General features: G+C 66.4%; 24 protein-coding genes. 16 read left to right on the forward strand and 8 right to left on the reverse strand.

What is annotated here, in order from left to right:
* Positions 1–20 precede the first annotated feature (20 nt).
* Positions 21–2195 (forward strand): ATP-dependent DNA helicase, encoded by a 2175-nt coding sequence (locus tag KM295_RS05390; RefSeq protein WP_256028867.1) that lies wholly within the window; start codon positions 21–23, stop codon positions 2193–2195.
* A gap of 22 nt (positions 2196–2217) precedes the next feature.
* Here the strand turns inward: KM295_RS05390 and KM295_RS05395 are convergent, their stop codons facing one another.
* Together KM295_RS05395 and KM295_RS05400 are read right to left on the reverse strand one after the other, a co-directional pair.
* Positions 2218–2817, reverse strand: coding sequence for an NUDIX hydrolase (locus KM295_RS05395; RefSeq protein ID WP_256028870.1), 600 nt, complete (start codon positions 2815–2817; stop codon positions 2218–2220).
* Between the two features lie 24 nt (positions 2818–2841).
* The gene (locus KM295_RS05400; RefSeq protein WP_256028872.1) at positions 2842–3300 is read right to left on the reverse strand and encodes a DUF7109 family protein; all 459 of its coding nucleotides are present in this window, start codon (positions 3298–3300) and stop codon (positions 2842–2844) included.
* Positions 3301–3399: 99 nt separating this feature from the next.
* Between KM295_RS05400 and dcd the strand changes: the two genes are divergently transcribed.
* From dcd to KM295_RS05420, 4 genes are all read left to right on the forward strand, one after another.
* Complete coding sequence (dcd, locus tag KM295_RS05405) at positions 3400–3996, forward strand: dCTP deaminase (protein ID WP_256028875.1); 597 nt, start codon at positions 3400–3402, stop codon at positions 3994–3996.
* Complete coding sequence (locus KM295_RS05410; RefSeq protein WP_256028876.1) at positions 3993–4892, forward strand: thiamine-phosphate synthase family protein; 900 nt, start codon at positions 3993–3995, stop codon at positions 4890–4892. Before dcd ends, KM295_RS05410 begins: the two co-directional genes overlap by 4 nt.
* Complete coding sequence (locus tag KM295_RS05415) at positions 4889–5566, forward strand: class I SAM-dependent methyltransferase (protein WP_256028877.1); 678 nt, start codon at positions 4889–4891, stop codon at positions 5564–5566. Before KM295_RS05410 ends, KM295_RS05415 begins: the two co-directional genes overlap by 4 nt.
* A 107-nt stretch (positions 5567–5673) precedes the next feature.
* On the forward strand, positions 5674–6939 hold the full coding sequence (locus KM295_RS05420; RefSeq protein WP_256028878.1) for a mandelate racemase/muconate lactonizing enzyme family protein: 1266 nt from the start codon (positions 5674–5676) through the stop codon (positions 6937–6939).
* A gap of 288 nt (positions 6940–7227) precedes the next feature.
* Here KM295_RS05420 and KM295_RS05425 read toward each other — a convergent pair whose 3' ends face one another.
* Together KM295_RS05425 and KM295_RS05430 are read right to left on the reverse strand one after the other, a co-directional pair.
* A complete protein-coding gene (locus KM295_RS05425) occupies positions 7228–8157 on the reverse strand; it encodes a sulfide-dependent adenosine diphosphate thiazole synthase (RefSeq protein WP_256028879.1) in 930 nt (309 codons plus the stop codon).
* 69 nt (positions 8158–8226) lie between these two features.
* On the reverse strand, positions 8227–8709 hold the full coding sequence (locus KM295_RS05430; RefSeq protein WP_256028880.1) for a metal-dependent hydrolase: 483 nt from the start codon (positions 8707–8709) through the stop codon (positions 8227–8229).
* Between the two features lie 81 nt (positions 8710–8790).
* Here KM295_RS05430 and KM295_RS05435 point away from each other — a divergent pair, with 81 nt between their 5' ends.
* The 4 genes from KM295_RS05435 to KM295_RS05450 all read left to right on the forward strand — a co-directional run bounded on the left by KM295_RS05435 (position 8791) and on the right by KM295_RS05450 (position 11497).
* The gene (locus tag KM295_RS05435) at positions 8791–9087 is read left to right on the forward strand and encodes a DUF5789 family protein (protein WP_256028882.1); all 297 of its coding nucleotides are present in this window, start codon (positions 8791–8793) and stop codon (positions 9085–9087) included.
* 137 nt (positions 9088–9224) lie between these two features.
* Positions 9225–10217: a radical SAM protein gene (locus KM295_RS05440; protein WP_256028884.1), complete on the forward strand. Its 993-nt coding sequence runs from the start codon at positions 9225–9227 to the stop codon at positions 10215–10217.
* A 297-nt stretch (positions 10218–10514) separates the two neighbouring features.
* Positions 10515–11000 carry a TRAM domain-containing protein gene (locus tag KM295_RS05445; protein WP_256028886.1) on the forward strand — a complete coding sequence of 162 codons (486 nt, stop codon included), beginning with the start codon at positions 10515–10517 and terminating at the stop codon, positions 10998–11000.
* Positions 10997–11497, forward strand: a complete 501-nt coding sequence (locus KM295_RS05450; RefSeq protein WP_256028977.1) for a Tfx family DNA-binding protein — start codon at positions 10997–10999, stop codon at positions 11495–11497. The genes KM295_RS05445 and KM295_RS05450 overlap by 4 nt, the downstream gene beginning before the upstream one ends.
* Before the next feature lie 105 nt (positions 11498–11602).
* Here the strand turns inward: KM295_RS05450 and KM295_RS05455 are convergent, their stop codons facing one another.
* Positions 11603–11887, reverse strand: a complete 285-nt coding sequence (locus tag KM295_RS05455) for a DUF7091 family protein (RefSeq protein ID WP_418904744.1) — start codon at positions 11885–11887, stop codon at positions 11603–11605.
* A gap of 170 nt (positions 11888–12057) precedes the next feature.
* On the opposite strand from KM295_RS05455, the gene KM295_RS05460 reads away from it, so the two are divergent.
* Together KM295_RS05460 and KM295_RS05465 are read left to right on the forward strand one after the other, a co-directional pair.
* Positions 12058–12987 carry a replication factor A gene (locus tag KM295_RS05460; protein ID WP_256028888.1) on the forward strand — a complete coding sequence of 310 codons (930 nt, stop codon included), beginning with the start codon at positions 12058–12060 and terminating at the stop codon, positions 12985–12987.
* Complete coding sequence (locus KM295_RS05465; protein WP_256028889.1) at positions 12988–13590, forward strand: RPA family protein; 603 nt, start codon at positions 12988–12990, stop codon at positions 13588–13590.
* Between the two features lie 18 nt (positions 13591–13608).
* On the opposite strand, the gene KM295_RS05470 is transcribed toward KM295_RS05465, so the two are convergent.
* Together KM295_RS05470 and fer are read right to left on the reverse strand one after the other, a co-directional pair.
* Complete coding sequence (locus KM295_RS05470) at positions 13609–14583, reverse strand: A24 family peptidase (protein WP_418904750.1); 975 nt, start codon at positions 14581–14583, stop codon at positions 13609–13611.
* Between the two features lie 191 nt (positions 14584–14774).
* Entirely contained in the window at positions 14775–15164 is a 390-nt protein-coding gene (gene fer, locus KM295_RS05475) for a ferredoxin Fer (RefSeq protein ID WP_256028892.1), read from the reverse strand.
* Between the two features lie 123 nt (positions 15165–15287).
* On the opposite strand from fer, the gene hisA reads away from it, so the two are divergent.
* Entirely contained in the window at positions 15288–16004 is a 717-nt protein-coding gene (hisA, locus tag KM295_RS05480) for a 1-(5-phosphoribosyl)-5-[(5-phosphoribosylamino)methylideneamino]imidazole-4-carboxamide isomerase (protein ID WP_256028893.1), read from the forward strand.
* 138 nt (positions 16005–16142) lie between these two features.
* On the opposite strand, the gene KM295_RS05485 is transcribed toward hisA, so the two are convergent.
* Positions 16143–16556 (reverse strand): disulfide bond formation protein B, encoded by a 414-nt coding sequence (locus KM295_RS05485; RefSeq protein WP_256028896.1) that lies wholly within the window; start codon positions 16554–16556, stop codon positions 16143–16145.
* 117 nt (positions 16557–16673) lie between these two features.
* Here KM295_RS05485 and KM295_RS05490 point away from each other — a divergent pair, with 117 nt between their 5' ends.
* The 4 genes from KM295_RS05490 to KM295_RS05505 all read left to right on the forward strand — a co-directional run bounded on the left by KM295_RS05490 (position 16674) and on the right by KM295_RS05505 (position 20327).
* Positions 16674–17831, forward strand: coding sequence for a thiolase family protein (locus KM295_RS05490; protein ID WP_256028898.1), 1158 nt, complete (start codon positions 16674–16676; stop codon positions 17829–17831).
* Between the two features lie 20 nt (positions 17832–17851).
* A complete protein-coding gene (locus KM295_RS05495) occupies positions 17852–18214 on the forward strand; it encodes an OB-fold domain-containing protein (RefSeq protein ID WP_256028899.1) in 363 nt (120 codons plus the stop codon).
* A 130-nt stretch (positions 18215–18344) separates the two neighbouring features.
* Positions 18345–19772, forward strand: coding sequence for a dihydrolipoyl dehydrogenase (locus KM295_RS05500; RefSeq protein ID WP_256028900.1), 1428 nt, complete (start codon positions 18345–18347; stop codon positions 19770–19772).
* 72 nt (positions 19773–19844) lie between these two features.
* Positions 19845–20327: a DUF2062 domain-containing protein gene (locus tag KM295_RS05505; RefSeq protein ID WP_256028902.1), complete on the forward strand. Its 483-nt coding sequence runs from the start codon at positions 19845–19847 to the stop codon at positions 20325–20327.
* Positions 20328–20555 lie beyond the last annotated feature (228 nt).

Genomic DNA, 20555 nt, shown 5'->3' on the forward strand with positions numbered 1-20555 from the left:
AAAGCGACCAATCTCCGTCCGTGTCGGGGACAGACGGCCACCGGCGGTTCTTCCCCTACGAGGAGCCATACGACCACCAGGAGGAAGCGATGGGCCGGATCCGCGAGGCGCTCGTCGAAGAGCGCGACGTCCTCTTCGAGGGGGCCTGCGGGACCGGGAAGACGCTCGCCTCCCTGGTGCCGGCCTTGGAGTACGGGCGGGCGGCCGGCAAGACGGTGCTCATCACGACGAACGTCCACCAACAGACACGCCAGTTCATCGAGGAGGCGAGGGCGATCACCGAGCAGGTGCCGATCCGGACGGTCGTCTTCCGGGGGAAGGCGTCGATGTGTCACATCGACGTCGGCTACGAGGAGTGTCAGGCGCTCCGGGACACGACCCGGGAACTCGTCGAGACCGAAGAAGAGATCGCCGAACTCGAGGCCAAAGAGAGTGAACTGCTGGAGGCGAGCCGCGATGGCGACGGCGCGGCGACGGAGGCCCGCGGGGCGGTACTCGAGGAACTCGAGGAACTCGAAACGAGCATCGAGGCGCTCGAGGAGGAGCGGAACACCTGTTCGCACTACTACAACAACCTCGCTGGCGACACCGACGCTTTCTACTCGTGGCTCTACGAGGACGTCCGGACGCCCGACGAGATCTACGAATACGCCGACGCGCACGACCTGTGTGGGTACGAACTGCTAAAGGAGGGCATGGAGGGCGTCGATCTGGTCGTCTGCAACTATCATCACTTGCTCGATCCGGCGATCCGCGAGCAGTTCTTCCGGTGGCTCGGCCGCGACCCCGAGGACGTCATCGCGGTCTTCGACGAGGCCCACAACGTCGCCGACGCCGCCCGGGAGCACGCCACCCGAACCCTCGCCGAGCGGACCCTCGATGCCGCTCTCGATGAACTCGAAGACGTCGATGACGCCCGCGCGGGCCCGGCCGCGAACGTCCTCGGCGCGTTCCGCGAGGCGCTGGTCGAGACCTACGAGTCCTCCTTCGGCTTCGGGGACCGCGAGGCGGTCGACGAGACGTGGTCGGACGTCCCGGTCGACAACGAGACGGGACGGGACGACCTCTCGATTTCGTTTCTGGAGCACTACACCGGCCAGGGGTTCGAGGCGGATCTGGAGGCCGCGCTCGCCCTCGGCGAGGAACTGGATCGCCGCTACGAACGAGCCTACAAGCAGGGCGAGGCGACGACCCGCACGGACTGTCAGACGCTGACCGCCGCGGCGTTTCTCGAACGCTGGATGGCCGAGGGAGCTGACGCCGGTACGTATCCGATCGTCGGCGTCCGGCGGACCGATACCGGCGTCGTTGGCCGGGCGGAGCTGTACACCTGCCTCCCGCGGCAGGTCACCGAACCGCTCTTCGAGGAGCTGCATGCGACCGTGCTGATGAGCGCGACGCTCCGTCCCTTCGAGGTTACCGAGGACGTTCTCGGGCTCTCGGAGCCGGTGACGATGGCCTACGGCGAGCAGTTCCCCGAGTCGCGGCGGCGCACCTACGCCGTCGAGACGCCGGCGCTTTTCGCCAGCCAGCGGGACGACCCGACGATACAGGAGACCGTCGGGGGTGTTCTCGAGGACACGGTCCGGTTCACGCCGGGGAACACGCTCGCGTTCTTCCCGAGCTACGCGGAGGCCGAACGCTACTATCACCGCTTTTCTGGGGGGTCGACGCCGTATCTCGACGAGCCCGGGACGCGAGCCGAAACGCTCCGCGAGGAGTTCATCGCAAGCGACGACGCCGTCCTCTTCACCTCGCTTTGGGGAACGCTCGCCGAGGGCGTCAGCTTCGACGACGAGGCCGCCAGAAGCGTCGTCGTCGTCGGCGTCCCGTACCCGCATCTCGACGACCGAATGGAGGCCGTCCAGCGGGCCTACGAGGGAGCGTTCGGCGACGGCGAAAACGAGGGCGAGGCCGGCTGGCGGTACGCCGTCGAGATCCCGACGGTCCGGAAGACGCGGCAGGCGCTGGGTCGCGTGATCCGCTCCCCGGAGGATTTCGGCGCCCGTGTCCTGGTCGACGAACGCTACACCGGCTCGCGCCGGTCGGAACTCAACGAGTACAGCGTCTACCCCAGTTTCCCACCCGAGGAGCGCGAGGAACACATCGACATCGCGCCGGAGAAACTGAAGTTCGCCATGCTGAACTTCTACTCGGATATGGACGCCTGGGAGGGGTCGCCGCCGCCGCCCTGACACGCCGGATCCGCGGGGACCGCTAGATCGGGTAGTCGGCGTCCGGATCGACGATCCGGTCGGGTTCCGGCGGCATCGTCCAGTCGGTCGCCAACTCGAGGAACTGCACGAGCATCCGGCCGGTCGCGCCCCAGACGGTGTAGCCGTCGACGCGGAAGTAGTGGATCCGGATGTCGCCATAATAGGGATGGTCGCGGCGTTCGGATTCGTAGTTCTCGAGGTCGGTGAGTGCAGAAAGCGGGAGTACGGCGATCTCGGCGACTTCGGCCTCGTTCGGGACGTACTCGCGGTCCGGCACCTTCGCGACGAACGGCCGGACGAGGTAGTTCGTGACCGTCGGAATATCGTCGAGGCGGCCGGCGATCTCGGCGTCCCTGGGATCGAGGTCGACCTCCTCGAACGCCTCGCGTTTCGCCGTCGCCGCCAGATCTTCGTCTCCGGGCTCGTAGCCCCCGCCGGGGAAGCTCATCTGCCCGGGATGTTCCCCGAGGTGGTCGGCCCGTTTCGTAAACAGGAGGTGTTCGCCGTCCGGGCGGGTGATGACCGGCACGAGCACTGCCGCTTCCCGATCGCCTTCGACGGCCGCCGTCGGCTCGTGGGACCGCACCCGCTCCCAGTCCATACGCCCCGTACGCTCCCGGTGTTTTTAGTTCGTGCCATCGGCGATCGGCTCCAGTCGGTCCCGAACCGCCGAGAGGTCGGTCCCGTTCCACGCCTCGATGTCGTAGCTGACCTCCAGGAGTGCGGCGGCGCGCTCGCCGTCGCCGTCGGCGGTGACCCGATCGACCTCCGAGCGGAGCCGTTCGACGGCCGCCCGTTCGATCGCGTCGCGATCGACCGATCGCTTTCCGACATCGAGGATATGCGGCAGATCCTCGCTTCCCGCCGGAAGTTCCGGGAATGCGGCCGGGCCGGGCGCGAGGAGCCGATCGTCGCCGCTTTCGAACTCCACGAGCGCGAACGCCTCGATCGCCTCGCCGATCGCCTCGGAGGGAGGATCCTCGCCGCGCCGGTAGGCCAGTTCGGAGAGCGCTTCGACCGCCTCCTCGTGGGTGAGCGCGCCGAAGAGATCGACGATCCCGGCGACCTCGTCGTGGGTGAACATGCGCTGTCCGACTGTCGTCGGCGGTGGTACCTGAACGTTCCGGCGGATCCAGCCCGCGGGATCGTTCGGTTTTAACCTCCTGCCGTCCCGAGTCGGTGTATGATCCTCTCCGATGCCGACATCCGTCGGCGGCTGACGGACGGCGACCTCATCGTCGAACCGATCGCCGATCCGGAGCTACAGATCCAGCCGGCGAGCATCGATCTCCGTCTCGGACGGGAGTTCCTGGAGTTCCAGCGGACCAACATCCCCTGTATCCACCCCAACAGCGAACAGGAGGTCGACGAGTACGTCGAGGAGACCTACGTCGAGGAGGGCGAGGAGTTCATCCTCCACCCCGGCGATTTCGTTCTCGGAACCACGAAAGAACGGATCGAGGTTCCGCCGGACCTGCTCGGAACCGTCCAGGGGCGGTCCTCGCTGGGTCGACTCGCGATCGTCATCCACGCGACGGCGGGCATCATCGACCCGGGCTACCGGGGCCAGATCACGCTCGAGCTTTCGAACCTCGGGACCGCCCCCGTCGCGTTGAGCCCCGATATGCGGATCTCGCAGGTCATCTTCACCGAGCTGAAGACGCCCGCGGAATCGCCCTACGGGCGCGAGCGCGGATCGAAGTACCAGGACCAGACCGGACCGCAGGCCTCCCGGATCCAGGTCGACGACGAGTTCGGGGGAGGACAGCTCGACCGATGAGGTTCATCGAGGAGGTCGTCGTCGAGGAGTTCCTCCCGACGTTCCGGACGGTTCTGGCCGGCGAACTGCGCGACCGTGAGCTGACCCAAAGCGAGGTCGCCGAGTTGCTCGGGATCAGCCAAAGCGCCGTCTCGAAGTACGCCCACGGCGAGGTCGAGACCAACGCGGAGATCGAACGCGACGATCGCTTCCTCGAGTTCGTCGAGGGGCTCGCGGAGGGGTTGACGACCGGCGAGATGAGCCGCGTCCAGGCGCTCGTCGAAACCGAGGTGTTCATCCGCCGGCTCGAACGCGGCGATCTGCTCGCCCGCCTCCACGAGGCGGCCTATCCGCCGATCGCCGATCACGACGGTCCGCTCGACATCCACGATCCGGAGGGTGAGTTCCGGATGACCGAACGCGTCCGGTCGTCGGTGCGCCGCGGGGTCCGGACGCTCGAGAACACGAGCGGTTTCGCCGCGCTCGTCCCGGCGGTCGGATCGAACCTCGTCGAGGCGCTGCCCGACGCGACGACGATCGACGACGTGGCGGCCGTCCCCGGCCGCATCCTCGACGTCAAGGGCCGGGCGACCGTCCCCGGCGACCCCGAATTCGGCGTCTCCGAGCACGTCGCCTCGCTGCTTCTTGCGGCCAGACGCGCCGGCTCGGACGCCCGGGCGGCGCTCAACGTCCGGTACGACGACGGGATCATCCAGTCGCTCGAAGCCGCGGGTTACGAGACAGTGGAGTTCGACGCCGAGGCCGACCTCGAGGACGCGATCGCCGGGGCGATCGAGGCGACCCCCGACGCCGACGTGCTGTATCAGACCGGCGGGTTCGGGGTCGAACCGGTCTGTTACGTGCTCGGTTCCGACGCCGCCGCGGTCGTCGAGGCGATCCGCGAGATCCGTCGATGACGTCCGTCCGGTCGTTTTATAGCCGCTGGGCGGCGCTGTACGACCGGATCGCGACCGCCCCCGGGGTCGGTCGGTGGCGCCGGGCCGCGGCACGGCGGGTGGCCTCCCCGGGCGCGACGGTCGTCGAGATGGGCTGTGGAACCGGCGCGAACCTCCCGTATCTCCGGGAGGTGGTCGGCGAGGAAGGCCGCGTCACCGGCGTCGACCTCACCCGGCCGTTGCTCGAGGTGGCCCGCGGGCGGATCGACGGGTACGGAAACGTCGAGGTCGTGGTGGGCGACGCGACGGACCCGCCGATACGGGAGGCAGACGCCGTCCTCGCGACGTTCGTCTGTGGGCTCTTTTCGGACCCGGCTGCGGTCGTCGATCTGTGGTGTGATCGTCTCGGTCCCGGCGGCCGGATCGGGCTGCTCGATGCGACAGCCTCCGAGCGCGCCTGCGGGCGGCCGTTGACCCCGGCCTTCAGGGCCTTCGTCGCGGCCGGATCGCCGGCCCTCGGGCCCGCCGATGTCCTCCGGGCCCCGTTCGGTGCCGTCGACGACGAACTCTCCCGCCGGATCGATACTGCCCGCTCCGCGCTGGTCGATCGGACCGTCGATCGGCGATACGAGACGTTCGGACTCGGGTTCGTCGGGCTCTTGACGGGGACAGTTGCCGACGGGTATCACGAATAACACTCTCTCTGAAGACAGTGAAACAGCCGAGCCTATCTCGGAACTGATCGGTGGAGGAAAACTCGACTTCTCGGGCTTTATTAAGATAGAACGCGACAGAGTAACGTATGTCAGATGAGTCAAAGTATCGCCAGCTGGTAGCGGACATGAAAGGCGGTATCGGGTGGCGCGACCTGCGTGAGACCGATCAGCGTCGCCATCCCGACCGGGACATCGAGATCACGGACATCAAGTCTACCGTCGTCGAAGGCAACTTTCCGTGGGTGCTTCTCAAGGTCGAGACCGATGCCGACATATACGGCCTGGGTGAAGCATTTCCGGGTCCAGCGGGCGAGCACGCCGAGTTCCTCAAGCCCGGCCTCGTCGGGCAAAACCCGCTGGACATCGACCGACTCGTAGAACACATGACACAACTGCTCTCGGGACTGGGGGGTTCGACCGGATACTCCCAGGCAGCGGTGTCCGGGATCGAAATCGCGCTGTGGGACATCGCAGGAAAGGTCACCGGACTTCCGGTCTATCAGCTGCTCGGGGGGAAGTACCGCGACGAGGTCCAGATCTACGCCGACTGTCACGCGGGTGAGAACCTGGCGGAATCCACGTCGGAAAACCCCCGCGAGGTGTACTCGCCGGAGTCGTACGCGCAGGCGGCGAGTCAGGTCATCGATGAGGGATTTGACGCACTGAAGTTCGATCTCGACGTAAAGACCGAGGAAGCCGACACTGCGACACGGCGGCTATCAGGGCCCGCGATCCAACACAAAGTCGACATCGTTCGTGCAGTGCGCGAAGAGATCGGATACGAACCGACTCTCGGGTTCGATCTTCACTGGAACTTTTCGGTCGAGACCGCAACGAAAATCGCCCGTAACGTCGAGGAATACGACCTCGACTGGATCGAAGATCCAGTGCCGCCCGAGAGTGCCGAGACCCACGGTAAAGTCTCGGAGAGCACGTCGACGCCCATCTTGGCGGGGGAGAACCTCACTCGAGTCGAGGATTTCGTCCCGTTTTTCACCCAACAGGCGATCGATGTCGCGGCACCGGATATCCAGAAATGCGGCGGATTGCTCGAGTTCCGGAAGATCGCAACGGTCGCCGACGCGTTCGACGTGCCTCTCGCCCCGCACAATATCTCGAGTCCCATCGGAACGATGGCCAGCGTCCACGTCTGTGCCACCGTTCCCAACGCGTTTGCGCTGGAGTGGCACGCGCGAGAAGTACCGTGGTGGGACGGTATGCACACCGAGGCCGAGGATCTCATCCGGGACGGCACGATCCAGGTGCCCGAGGAGCCGGGACTGGGTATCTCGATCGATACCGATACCGTCGAAGAGCACGTCGCGCCCGGTGAGGAACTGTTCGAGCTCTAACTACGATTGCGCCGGATACTGTGCAGTCTGTGGCTCTTTCGGACTCGCTGACCGTGTCCCCAGTCGGCCGGTTTCTGTCCTGTCGGGGCGTTTTTCTGTAGACCGGCGCAACCAAGCGTATTAGTGTCCCCGGCCGGACATGCTGGACCGGGGATCGGGACGACGAAGTGGCGCCCGTCACGGCAGGCCGCGACGTGCTGGGAGTCGTGTCAGCCCAGGGGGTCTCATCGGAGTAGGCGAGAGCCCCGAATAAAAATCCCGGTGCAGTGTCGGGTGCGACCGCTTCGATCAGTCGTCCGCCGGCTCGGGCCGCGTCGTCACGTCCACGGAGGGCGCGTCGACACCGAGTTCCTCGATCGCCGCTTGGGCCGCCCGCTTGCCCGAAAGCAGCATCGCACCGAAGGTCGGCCCCATCCGCGGGAGGCCGTAGGTCGTCGCCGTCGCCATGCCGGCCGCGATGAGGCCGTCGTGGACGACGCCGGTGTGCTCGACGACGGCGTCCTCGCTCTCGCCGACCCACATCGAGTCGTGGCCGGGCGAGTCGTGGCCGGGGGCGCCGTACTGTCCCTCGTCGGTCTGATCCATCCCGGTGTTGTGCTCGTCGGCGTGTTCGATCCCGGGCGCGGAGAGGACGCCCCGTTCCTGGAGTTTCGAGACGGCGACCGCGTCGTGGCCCGTCGCGTCGATGACCAGATCGGACTCGACGGCGATCGGATCGACGCAGGTGATCTCCCGCGGCAGGGCGTGTACCGGCGTCCAGTTCATTACGATCCCGCCGACGCGGTGGTCCTCGCGGATGACGATGTCCGTGAACTCGGTCATGTTCTGCATCTTCGCGCCGGCGTCACAGGCTGCCTTGATGAGCCCCGAGCAGGCCTCGGGACCGTTGGCGACGTAGAGATCCTCGGTCTCGTCGGATTCGGTGTAGTCGACGTCGAGTTCGTCGAGGACGCTCTCGGCGGGGTCCCGGACGGTCACCTTGTTCATGAGGAAGCCGCCGAGCCAAAAGCCCCCGCCGAGGTAGTTGTTCTTCTCGACGACCATCGTCTTGACGCCGCGTTCGGAGAGCTCCTTCGCGGCCATCAGCCCCGAAGGGCCGCCGCCGACGATGATGACGTCCGATTCCGTGAAGTCCATGAACTCCTCGGTCCACTCGGCGCCGATAGCGCGCGTTACTTCCGCTTCGCCGACGTCGCTGAATTCGCTAAACTGGGTCATACAACTGAATAATACCACGGGGAAATATAAATTGGTTGTGGTCGAAACCGGTTGTGTCGCGAACGACGGTTACTGGATCCCGAGTACGAGCGCCTGACAGCCGACGGTGACGGCGCTCCCGACGCCGAGAAGCGCCACGTTCGCCCGCGGGTTCGCGGCGGGCGTGACGTCGAACGTGTAATGCCACGCTGAGACGGGGCGAAACGGGCGGATCCCCATCGGCGTGACGCTGTCGGCGAGCAGATGGGAGGTAAGCGACAGCGCCGCCGCCGTCCCGACCGTCGCTGCGATGGCGACCGGACGGCCGACGGCGGCCCCGAGTGCCCATCCGACACCGGCCGATAGGAGCGCCGCGCCTGCGATGAACCAGACCGTGTGGGTCGGCCCCCGGTGATCGATCGGGAGGTACTCGTCGGCGTCGGGAACGGTCGCGAGCGCAACCGCGACGGTGGCCCCCAAAAGCGCCAGTTCCGGGGCTCCTGTCCGGGTCAACACCGCCCCAACGGGCGCATAACAGAACAGCGCCGCACCCACGTGTCCCCAGCGATACATACCCCTCGTTTCGTCTCGAAGCCTATCAAATCCTCCATCCGCTCCGTAAGGGTTAGGATCGGACGCACCGAAGGCCGCCGTATGACCGACGACGAGGAGAAAAAAGAGGGACCGGCCGTCCCGCTCGGCGACGGGGCTCCCGTCGCTGGCGCCCCGCCCGCACGGGTGGCCTCGCGGCTCCACTATGCGATCGAGAAAAGCGAGGTCATCGACCGCGAGGGCGGGACGACGATCCGGACGCCCGAGGGTCCCCGTGAACTCGCCGACGTGCTCGAGGAGAGCGACGAGGTGTACTTCGACACGAGACAGGCCTTCGAGGCCGCTATCCGTGACGTCGTCGGGACCGGTCCCGTCCCGACCGCCGAGGACGAGGAGTAGCCCCGGTTCGTGTCCTTCCGACGCCGGTCTCCGGGTGGGCCCGTCGGGAGCACCAGCGAGGCCGTCGCGTGCTCCCCGGGAGCCGCCGGGCCGGAACGTGCGACTTTTCAGCCTCGACGGCCAAACAGACACAACGAATGATCTCGAAGGGCTGTGAACAGTGTGCCGTCGGCGGCAAGATGGTGCTTTTCGTCTACGGCTACTGCGATCAGCGCGACTGTTTTTACTGCCCGCTCGGCGAGAACAGAAAGAACGTCACGCAGGTATACGCCAACGAACGCCCCGTCGAGGACGACGGGGACATCATCGAGGAGGCCAGACGGATGGACGCGCTGGGCTCCTCGATCACCGGCGGGGAACCCCAGGAAGTTCTCGAGCGGACCTGTCGGTACATCAGCCTCCTGAAAGAGGAGTTCGGGGCCGACCACCACACCCACCTCTATACGGGGATCACCGGGGGCAGAGAGAACATGCGTCGGCTGGCCGAGGCGGGCCTCGACGAGATCCGCTTTCACCCCCCGCTGGAGCTGTGGGGTGACCTCCACGGTACCGAATGGGAGGAGATTCTCCACGTCGCCCGCGAGGAAGGCATCACGCCCGCCTTCGAGATCCCCGGGATCCGCGCGGAACCGGAGTTTCTGCAGTTCCTCGATGAGGGGGCCGCCGACTTCTGCAACATCAACGAGTTCGAGATGTCCGACGGCAACTACCGCCGGATGCAGGAGGAGGGCTTCGAACTGAAGGAGGACCACATGTCGGCCGTCGAGGGCTCACACGACATCCTAGAGCGGATGGGCGATCACGAGAAGGTCTACTTCTGTACCAGCGTCTTCAAGGACGCCGCCCAGCACCGCTCGCGGCTCAAGCGGATGGCCAGAAACGTCCGCCGGGAGTTCGACGAGATCACCGACGACGGCACGATCGTCTACGGCAAGACCTGGGAGACCGAAGCGCGACTGGAGGAACTCGGCGTCCCGGAGGAGTTCTACACGGTCAAACCGGATCACGTCGAGTTGGCGTGGTGGCTCCTCGAGGAAATGATCGAGGACGGCGACCTCGATGAGGGCGAGATCGTCGAGCAGTACCCCACTTACGACGGAACGGTCGTCGAACGGACGCCGCTGGCGTAGGTTTATTTCGCGGCGGTCACGACCGGGGGTATTGCCACCAGTGTGGCCGGTTATATCGCCCTTGGGGGCTTCGGGGCACTCTTTTTCGGGTTCTATAGAAACACGAAAGAAGGAGACGGAAGGCGTTGATCTACATCCGCGCGAGCGGAGCGGGCGCGGTTCACCGGAGGCGACCGAAGCGAGCGTCCGGCCTTTTTTATCGATGTTTTTCAAGGAGTGGTTCGCCTGCGGCGAACCCGACGCGGAAAAAGATCGGGACCCGCAAGCGTTTAATCGACAGCGGCGATACTGGGTGGTATGCCCGACTGCCCACTCGCGGACGATTGCCCCAGTTTTTCCGAACGCATCGAAGGGATGGGCTGTCAACACTACGGCGACCGCGGCGGTGCCGAGTGGTGTTCCCACTACAATCAGCCGATCAACGATCTCAAGCGACAGCCGGTCAAGATCGGCGAGGAGGTCGTCGTCGACGTCGAGGACATCCACGAATCGGGGGCGGGCGTCGGCCGCACCGAGGACGGGTTCATCGTGATGGTCGACGGGGTGTTGCCCGAGGCCCGCGCGCGCGTCGAGATCACCGAGGTCAGGTCGAACCACGCCCGGGCCGACGAGATCGAGCGGCTGCCGATGGAGGACGACGAGGGCGAGGAGGCGGACGAGACGGCCGAGGCAGACGAGGGCGAGGAGGCGGACGGGACAGCCGAAACGGACGAGCGAAACGACCGCGAGCGGGCACTCGATCGCGAACGGCTGGGGAGCCGCGAGAACTTCTGGGGCAACTGAACCGCGGTGACTCCCAACCGAACACCGACCGAAAAACACCGATGACAGTTCCAGACGCCGACGAGCTGCTCGAACGGGCCGGGTTCGACGCCGAAGAGAGCGTGCTGACCCGCCGGCAGGCGGAGGTACTCGTGCTTCGTGAGACGGGCGCCGCGCAGGCCGACATCGCCGAGGAGCTGGGGACCTCCCGGGCGAACGTCTCGAGCGTCGAGGCCAGCGCCCGCGAGAACGTCGCCAAGGCCAGAGAGACCGTCGCCTTCGCGGAGGTGCTCGCCGCCCCTGTCCGGTTGACCGTCGAGGGAGGGACCGACCTCTACGACGTCCCGAACATGGTGTATTCGGCCTGTGACGACGCCGACGTGAAAGTCAACTACACGGCGCCCGAGCTGATGAAACTCGTCGGCGACGCCGCCGGCGACGCGGTCCACGGTCGCGCGGTCCAGCGGGATATCACCGTCACCGTCACCGGCGACGGCGACGTCAGGGTCCGGACTTAGACGACCTGCCGGCCGATCGATCCGACGACGCTCGGTTAGCCCTCCCTATCAGTGCTCGAAACCGACTGTCTGATTTCTCGGCTCGGTCGTGGGTCGCTCGATCCGTTACCAGGTTTCGATCCGATCCTCGCGGATGTCCTCGAGACAGCCCTGGCAGTCCGAGTGATCGGGATCGTAACACGCCGGGCGCCCCTCGGCGTCGAGCGGGACGGCGCGTTTTTCCGCGTACCGGCGGCAGACGATCTTCGCCTTCCCGTCATCGTCGGTCGGGAGATCCGCGAGCGTCGCGGATCTGGCGTCGCTGTAGGCGCGTTTTGCCTCCTCGAACTGCCGGCCGACCGCGTTGAGTTTCGTCCGGACGAGCCGCTCGAGGCGACGACGGTTGCTCACACCCACAGTACGGACGGGAGACTAAAAGGCCCGTCGCCGACCTGGAGGCCGTTTTGCGGGCGGTTTCCCCCGCCGGCTTCACTTTCACCCCGCCACCGACGGTTTTTATACTGTCGCGAACCAACCGGCGTACGTCTCCCACTGAAAACACGCGGAGACGGAAACTCGCTATGACAGACCTGCGACAGCACGCGGACGAGATACACGAACAGTTCTCCGACACCCTCGATGTCGGTGTCGACGAAATCCACTCCCGCCTCGAGACGCTCGTCTCCGAGTACCGGGTCCCGATCGATGAGGCCCGACGGAGCGTCGTCTCGACGTACCTCGAGGAGGCCGACATGGACAGAGAGGCCCTCGCCGGCGGAGCGAGCCAGTCGGCGTCGGTGGCCGACGTCGACGCCCCCGAGGAGTGGCTCGATCTCACGGTCAAGGTCGTCGACCTCTGGGAGCCGGGCGCCGACTCGATCGCCCAGGTCGGCCTGCTCGGCGACGAGACGGGGACGATCAAGTTCACCAAGTGGGCCAAAAGCGACCTTCCCTCGCTCGAGGAAGGTTCGGTCTACCGGCTCGAGAACGTCGTCACCGACAAGTACGAGGGGCGTTTCTCGGTGAAGCTCAACTCCTCGACGACGATCGAAGCGATCGATACCGACATCGAGGTCGGCGACGACTCGACCGAACTCGAGGGCGCTCTCGTCGATATCCAGTCCGGCTCCGGGCTGATCAAGCGCTGTCCCGAGGAGGACTGCACCCGCGTCCTCCAGAACGGTCGCTGTTCGGAACACGGCGACGTCGAGGGGGAGTTCGACCTCCGGATCAAGGGCGTCCTCGACGACGGAAACGGGATCCACGAGGTCATCTTCGATCAGGAATCCACCGAGGAACTGACCGGGATCACCCTCGAAGAGGCCCAGGAGATGGCGATGGACGCCCTCGACACCGAGGTCGTCGTCGAGGAGATGCGCGGGCTAGTCCTCGGCCAGTACTACCGCGTCGCCGGGCCGACGCTCGGCCGATACGTCCTGGCCGACGAGATCGAACGACTCGACGGGCCGACCGAGACCGAAAGCGTGCTGATCAAAGCGAGGTCGATATAGATGAGCGCATCCACATCCGCATCCGTTCCCACCCGCGAGGTCGCCCGGCGCGCCTTCGCGGCAGAGTTCAACGACGCGACGTACACGTTCAAAGAATCCGACGACGACCGCGCCCCCGTCTACTCGCTTTTGCCGACCGGCGAGCGGGCAAACCGGGTGTTCGTCGTCGGCACGCTGACCGAAACCGAGGACGTCGGCGACGACTCCGAATACTGGCGCGGTCGGATCGTCGACCCGACCGGTACGTTCTTCGCCTACGCCGGGCAGTACCAGCCCGAAGCCACGTCGGTGCTCCGCGAGACCGAAACGCCGGCGTACGTCGCGGTCGTCGGCAAGCCCCGCTCCTACGAGACCGACGAGGGCGACATCAACGTCTCGTTGCGCCCCGAATCCATCACGGTGGTCGACGAGGCGACCCGGAACCGCTGGGTGGTCGAGACGGCCGACCGGACCCTCGATCGGATCGAGGCCTTCGAGACGGCCGACGAGTACGCCGCGATGGCGGAAACCCAGTACGATCCGGACCTGTCGATCTACCGCGATCAGGTCATCGCGGCGCTCGAGGACCTCGAGGACGACGCCGAAGTGGCCGCCGAGGCGTAGCGGGCGGTCCTCGCTCGGCTACGAGAGCCCAAACAGCGAAAGCGCCGCGAACATCGCGTCCCCGTAGGTCAACGCGAGGACGAGACCGACGAACATCGGGACGACGAACGGGATCCCCGGCGTGATCCAGATCCGCTTTCGGTCCGGCTCCGAGACCACGGCCAACCCCGCCCGGAGTTCCGGTGGCGGCGTCCCGTAGGCGCCGTATTCCGACAGGAAGGCCGCCGCACCCCACGGGTCGTCCTCAACCGGCTCCACACCGTCACTCCCCGGCGGGTCCTCCGCCCCGTCGTCGATCGAGCCGTCCCCAGGATCGTTCGGCTCTACGGGAAGTGACTCCCGGTACCGGTCCGGGTCGGCGCGCAGCTCCGACAGCGTCGCCCCGCGCCACTGCAGGTACATCCGGAGTGCGTCGAGATCGAGCCCACGGCGGGTGAATCCCTCGGGTGTTTCGAGCAGTCGGCCGTATTCCTCGGAGAGCGAGTCGACGCCTGCGGGCCGGCCGATGAACATCGCCGGCGTGATCTCGCCGCGGGGGAGGTTCCGTACCGCGAGTGCGAGCGGATACGCCAACCCCAGAAGGACCGTATTCGAGAGGATGGTAAACGAAAGCACGCCGAGCGGCGCGCTGTGGAGCGGGTACGCCGTCCCGAACACCTCATAGACCGGGTAGGTCGGGAAAAGCACGGCGAGCGTAATGATCGCCTTCGCGTCCGCCCCGCCGAAGCCGCCGATCCGCCAGAAGACGTATCCCAGCGGCGCGACGATGCCGATCGAGAAGGCGACCTGGACGGCAAAGAGCCGCCGCTGTAACGCCGTCCCCCCGAGGATGCCGAAAAGGTCCCACGAAAGGGCGACCGCGCCGACGGCGAGAAGCGGCAGCCACGTTCGGTTCGGTACCCGTCGATCCTTCAGATCGCGGTAGGCGGCCCACGCGAAGGCGGGGACGGCGAGCAGGCGTAGCAGGTCGGGTCCTGTGGCGATTCCGAACAGCAGCGACGACACGTCCGACACTGCGTTCAGGTTCCTTATAAACGCCCGGCATCGCTCACCGGTTGATCGGCCCCGACGGATCGCCTCCGGCGACAGCGACAGCGGCGATTACGGAAAACGCGAAGAAAATCTCACACGACGGGAAGTGGCTCGCGACGCCGTCCGTTCTGGGGCCGTTTCGGCGCCGTATGTTATATGACGCGGTTCTGGAGGTAATCCAGGTGTTTGGCGTTGTAGACGATCTGGACCTCTTCGGCGGCCGGGCTGCCGATACAGGTCAGCCGGACCATCTTCTCTTCGACCTCCTCGTCGGAGAGGATCTGCTGCATGTCCATGTCGATCTCGCCTTCCGTGACGATGGCCGCACAGTTCGCACAGGCGCCGGCCCGACACGAGAAGGGCCAGTCGTAGCCCTGTGCCTCGGCGGCTTCGAGGATGTACTCGCCCTCCGCGACGTCGAGGGTCCCGTAGTCCTCGTCGCCGAGGCCCTCATCGGCCGCCTTCTCGAAGAGATCGTCGTCTTCCATCTCCCAGCCGTGATCGTCCAGCACTTCGTAGTTGAGGTATTCTACTGTTGGCATCACTATGTTGATTCACGCCCCGGTATGTTGAAGTTTGCTGTTGCTCCCAATTGCTCCGAAGAACATCGGGATCGCCGACGGCCGACAGACATGCTTTTTTGTTCCCGCGATGTCCGTCCGGACATGTTCCCGACTTTCGAGGCCATACCTGCCGTCGATATGCAGGACGGACACGTCGTCCAACTGGTCGGCGGTCGGCGCGGGACCGGAACGGAGTACGGCGATCCGGTCACGGCGGCCCGGCGGTGGGTCGACGCCGGCGCGGAGACGCTCCATCTCGTCGACCTCGACGGTGCCTTCGAGGGCGAACGCGCCAACGCCGACGCCGTCGAGGCGATCGTCGAGGCGGTCGACGTCGACGTCCAGCTCGGCGGCGGGATCCGGACCGTCCCGGACGCCACGCGGCTTCTGGAGGCGGGTATCGACCGCGTCATCCTGGGTACGGCGGCCGTCGAGACCCCCGAGATCGTCGGCGAGATCAGCGAGCGGTTCCCCGACAGCGTGATGGTGAGCCTCGACGCCAAGGACGGAGAGGTCGTCGTCTCGGGCTGGACCGAGGGGACGGGTCTCGATCCTGCCGAGGCGGCTGCCCGCTATGAATCCGAGGGCGCGGGGGCGATCCTCTTTACCGACGTCGACGTCGAGGGCCAGCTTTCGGGGATCCGCCGTGAACCCCTCGAAGGTGTCGTCGAAGCCGTCGACATCCCGGTCGTCGCCAGCGGTGGCGTCGCGACGCTCGAGGACGTCCGGACGCTCGAGGAGGCCGGCGCCGCGGCCGTCGTCATCGGGACCGCCCTCTACGAGGGCCGGTTCACGCTCGAGGAAGCGATGGCGGTCTGACCCGTTTCGGACCCCGATCCACGGGCGTCACCGTCCTCAACGCCCGAGACGACCGCGATCCCGAGACGCCCGGGACGGTAACCGGCCTCCGGATACGGCGACGGTCCCGACCTTACCGTCGGTGTGGGATGGGGCCGTTCACCGACGCTCGCGAACGACGCTCACGGCGAATACGGCCGTGATGATCGCGAACGCCGAAAGCGAGAGGTTCGGGATCGAAAGCATGCCGAACAGCTCGAACTGGACGTTCCCACAGCCGCCGACCGAACAGGACGAGGCGGGCGTCAACTGGATCACGGAGTGATACGCCGCGACGAGGCCGCCCCCGACCGAGAGCGGGAGGGCGGTCCGCCAGACAGCGAGGCGGTCCTCGTAGGCGGCGACGGCGAAGACGACCACCAGCGGATACATCGCGATCCGCTGGATCCAGCAGAGATCACAGGGATATAGCCCCATCACTTCGCTGAAATAGAGGCTTCCGCCGGTCGCGACCGACGCGATGAGCGCACAGACGAGCAGTATCGAACGGGTTTCTGTGAGTGAGTGCTTCATGGACGCTCAGGTGGGTTCGGGGGCACCGCGGGCTCGTCTCTACACTGTCGGGCAGCCGGATTAACGGTTCGGGAGAGATACGTAGTTTTACCGCCCCCCGTGCCGTACGGTGGGTCGATGAGCGAGACAGTCGCAGTCATCGGCGGGTCGATGACGAAGTTCGGACAGCGCGAGGCGTGGATCCGCGAGTTACTCGCCGATGCCGGCGAGGCGTGTCTGGACGACGCCGGCGTCCCGTCGGACGCCGTCGAGCACCTGTACGTCTCGAACATGGCCAGCGGGGAGTTCGAGGGCCAGACAGGGGTCATGAACGCCCTCGCTCACGATCTGGGTCTGCTTCCCGCCTACAGCCAGCGGGTCGACCAGACCAGCGCCAGCGGCGGGGCGGGGATCTACGCCGCCTGGCAGTCGGTCGCCTCCGGCGCGAGCGAGATGACGCTGCTGGTCGGCGGCGAGAAGATGACGCACCGTTCGACCGCCGAATCGACCGACATCATCGCGTCGATTACCCACCCCGCGGAATACAAACACGGGGTGACGCTGCCCTCCTTTGCGGGGCTGACCGCCCGTCTGTACCTCGATCGGTTCGACGCCCCTCGCGAGAGCCTGGCGCGGGTCGCGGTCAAGAACCACGAGAACGGGACGCGAAACCGGAAGGCCCAGTTCCAAAAGGAGATCACCGTCGAGGAGGCCCTGGAGAGCCCGATCATCGCCGATCCGCTCCGGCTGTACGACTTCTGTCCGGTCACGGACGGCAGCGCGGCGCTTCTGTTCTGCCCGCTCGAAGTCGCCGAGGAGTACGCCGACGACTACGCGGTCGTGTCGGGGGTCGGTGGCGCGACCGACACCCACGTCGTCCACGAGCGCGAGGACCCCACGACGATGGGCGGGGTCGTCGACAGCAGCGAGGAAGCCTACGAAATGGCCGGAATCGGCCCGGACGACGTCGACGTCGCGGAACTGCACGATATGTTCACGATCCTCGAGTTCCTCCAGATGGAGGCGCTCGGGTTCGCCGAGAAGGGCCACGCGTGGGAACACGCCATGGACGGCCGGACGAAACTCGACGGCGATCGGCCGATCAACCCCTCCGGTGGGCTGAAATCCAAGGGTCACCCCCTCGGCGCGAGCGGTGTCGCACAGGCCTACGAGATCTACGAACAGTTGGTCGGGGAAGCTGGCGACCGGCAGGTGCCGGCTGAGACCGGCCTGGCCTGCAACGTCGGCGGGTTCGGCAACTGCGTGACGACGGCGATCTTCGAGGCAAACCGATGACCACGACAAGGACAAGGACAATGACCATGGAAGCCTACCGCTACGAGGACGGATCGATCAGCTACCCGGGACACCCACGGGGTCGAAGCGGCGACGAGCCGGTCGAGGCGATCGACCTCAGCGAGTACACCGGCGAGGTAGTGACCTGGACGACGAGCACGGCGACGCCGCCCGGAGTCCGGGAGCCGAACACCCTGGCGATCGTCGAGTTCGAAGTCAAGGGGACGGCCGTTCGGGCGCTGGCTCAGACCACGACCGACGACGTCGAGATCGGGACGACCGTCACCCCGGTCTACGTCGAAGAACTCCGCGAACCCGGCGTCGGGCTCAAGGACGCCGACGGCCCCCAGGAGTGGGACGGCTATCGGTTCGAGCCGGTCTGATCCGGTCGCGGTCCCGTCTGCCATCCGGCTTTTCGTGAATCGGCCTGCCGGTCCGCCCCCGACTCGGTGGTGTGTGGGCGCGTGGCACTTCCACGGGGAGATTATTATCGGCGCCCCCGTCAGACCCCCCATGGACGAAGTCGACTTTCTGGTCATCGGCTCCGGGTCCGGCCTCGACGTCGCCAACGCCGCCGCAAACCGCGGACAGTCGGTCGCGGTCGTCGAGAAGGGCCCGCTCGGCGGCACGTGTCTCAACCGCGGCTGTATCCCCTCGAAGAGACTGCTCTATCACGCGGACGTCTTCGAGACGATCGAACGCGCCGACGCGTTCCACATCGACGCCGGGGTGACCGACGTCGACTTTTCCGCGATCGTTCGGGAAGTCAACGAGGAGGTCGCCGCCGACGCCGAATCCATCCGCCGTGGACTGCGCTCCTCGCCGGACCACGCCCTCTACGAGGGGGAGGGTCGGTTCGTCGACGAGCGGACCGTCGAGATCGCCAGCGGCCCGGACGAAGGCGAGACGGTCTACGCCGAGACGGTCCTCGTCGCCGCCGGGACCCGCCCGTCGATCCCGGACATCGACGGGATCGACGACGCTGAGTACCTGACTAGCACCGAAGCGCTGCAACTAGAGACGCCGCCCGATCACCTCGTCATCGTCGGTGGCGGCTACATCGCGGCCGAACTGGGCCATTTCTTCGGGACCTTCGGCAGCGACGTGACCATCATCGGGCGTCGGCCGAACCTGCTTCCGGACGCCGACGCGGAGGTGGCCGAGGCGTTCACCGAACGGTACGCCGACCGTTTCACCGTCCACACCGGCCACGCGGCGACGTCCGTCTCGGCGGCCGGCGGAACGATCACGGTCGAAGCACGACCCTACGAGTACGACGACGGCGGCGACGTCCTCGATGCAGACGCCGTGACCGTGACGGGCGATGAACTGCTGATCGCCGCCGGACGCAGGCCCAACACGGACCTCCTCGATCCCGAGGCGGCGGGGATCGAGACGGACGACCGCGGGTTCGTCGAGACCGACGAGTACCTCCGGACGACCGCCGAGGGGGTGTGGGCGCTCGGCGACATCGTCGGCGAGTACCTGTTGAAACACAGCGCCAACCACGAGGCGGGGGCCGTCGCCCGGAACCTCTTCGGTGACGAACTCCAGCCCGTCGATTACACGGCGATGCCCTTCGCCGTCTTCGCCTCTCCGGAGGTCGCCGGCGTCGGCGCGACCGAGGGGGAACTCCGGGCGGCCGGCCGCGAGTACGCCACCCGGACCTACCGGTACGACGAGACGGCCCGCGGGGACGCGATGCGGGCCGACGGGTTCCTGAAGGCGATCATCGACCTCGACGGGGAGATCCTCGGCTGTCACATCCTCGGGCCCGAGGCTTCGAACCTCATCCAGGAGGTCGTCGTGGCGATGACGGCCGGTTCGGGGACCGTCCGGGACATCCGCGAGTCCGTCCACATCCACCCCGCGCTCTCGGAGGTCGTCCAGCGCGCCTTCTCGGGGCAGTTCACCCGCGGCGACGGCGGCCACTCGCACTGATCCGGATCCCGGGGCTGTCGCTGCTTTTGACCCGACGGCCGTGTTTATGATCCTCCTCTACCGTATGCGAGTATGTCCCGTTCGTCGCTCTCGAAGTACTGGCATCGGTTCTACGGGGAGCTGCGGGCCGCCTTCCGGGAGGAGCACACCCCCCACGAGGTCGCCGGTAGCTTCTCGATCGGGATGTTCGTCGTCGTGCTCCCGTCTATGGGACTCGGTCTCCTGCTCTTTTTGTACCTTTCGCGGGTCTCCGAACGGATCAGCCGCATTGCGATCTTCTCTACGGCGCTCGTCGTCAACCCGCTCGTGAAGGCGCCGATGTACGTCGCCGCCTTCTGGATCGGGGTGTGGGCCTTCGGGCCGGTCGGCGACGCCCCGGGCGGCAGTCTCGCCGACGCGATCGCGGTCGCCGTCCGGATGGTCTCGGGGTTCGTCGTGCTCGGGCTCGTCCTCGCTGCGCTCGGGTACGTCGTCGTCTACCTCCTGGTGACGGAGTACCGGAAACGGGACATCGAACTCGTCGAGGAGGTCGTCGACGACGATCTCATCGAGTAGCGGTCAGTGCGGGGCTCCGGCCGGTGACCCGGCCGTCATTTCGATACGGTACGTCATCGAAGACCATGGCGGTGATCCGTCCGTGGAACGCGACGTCGGCGGCTACGACCGGATCGGACGGTTCGTGATCGGCGCAGTTCTGCCGGTGACTGGCGCGACGCGGACGTGTCCCATCCACCATGTGCTGGGAACCGACACTTTCCGATCCGGGCGCAACCGACGCCGACA

The sequence above is a fragment of the Natronomonas aquatica genome (assembly GCF_024449025.1).
Taxonomy (GTDB): Archaea; Halobacteriota; Halobacteria; order Halobacteriales; family Haloarculaceae; genus Natronomonas; species Natronomonas aquatica.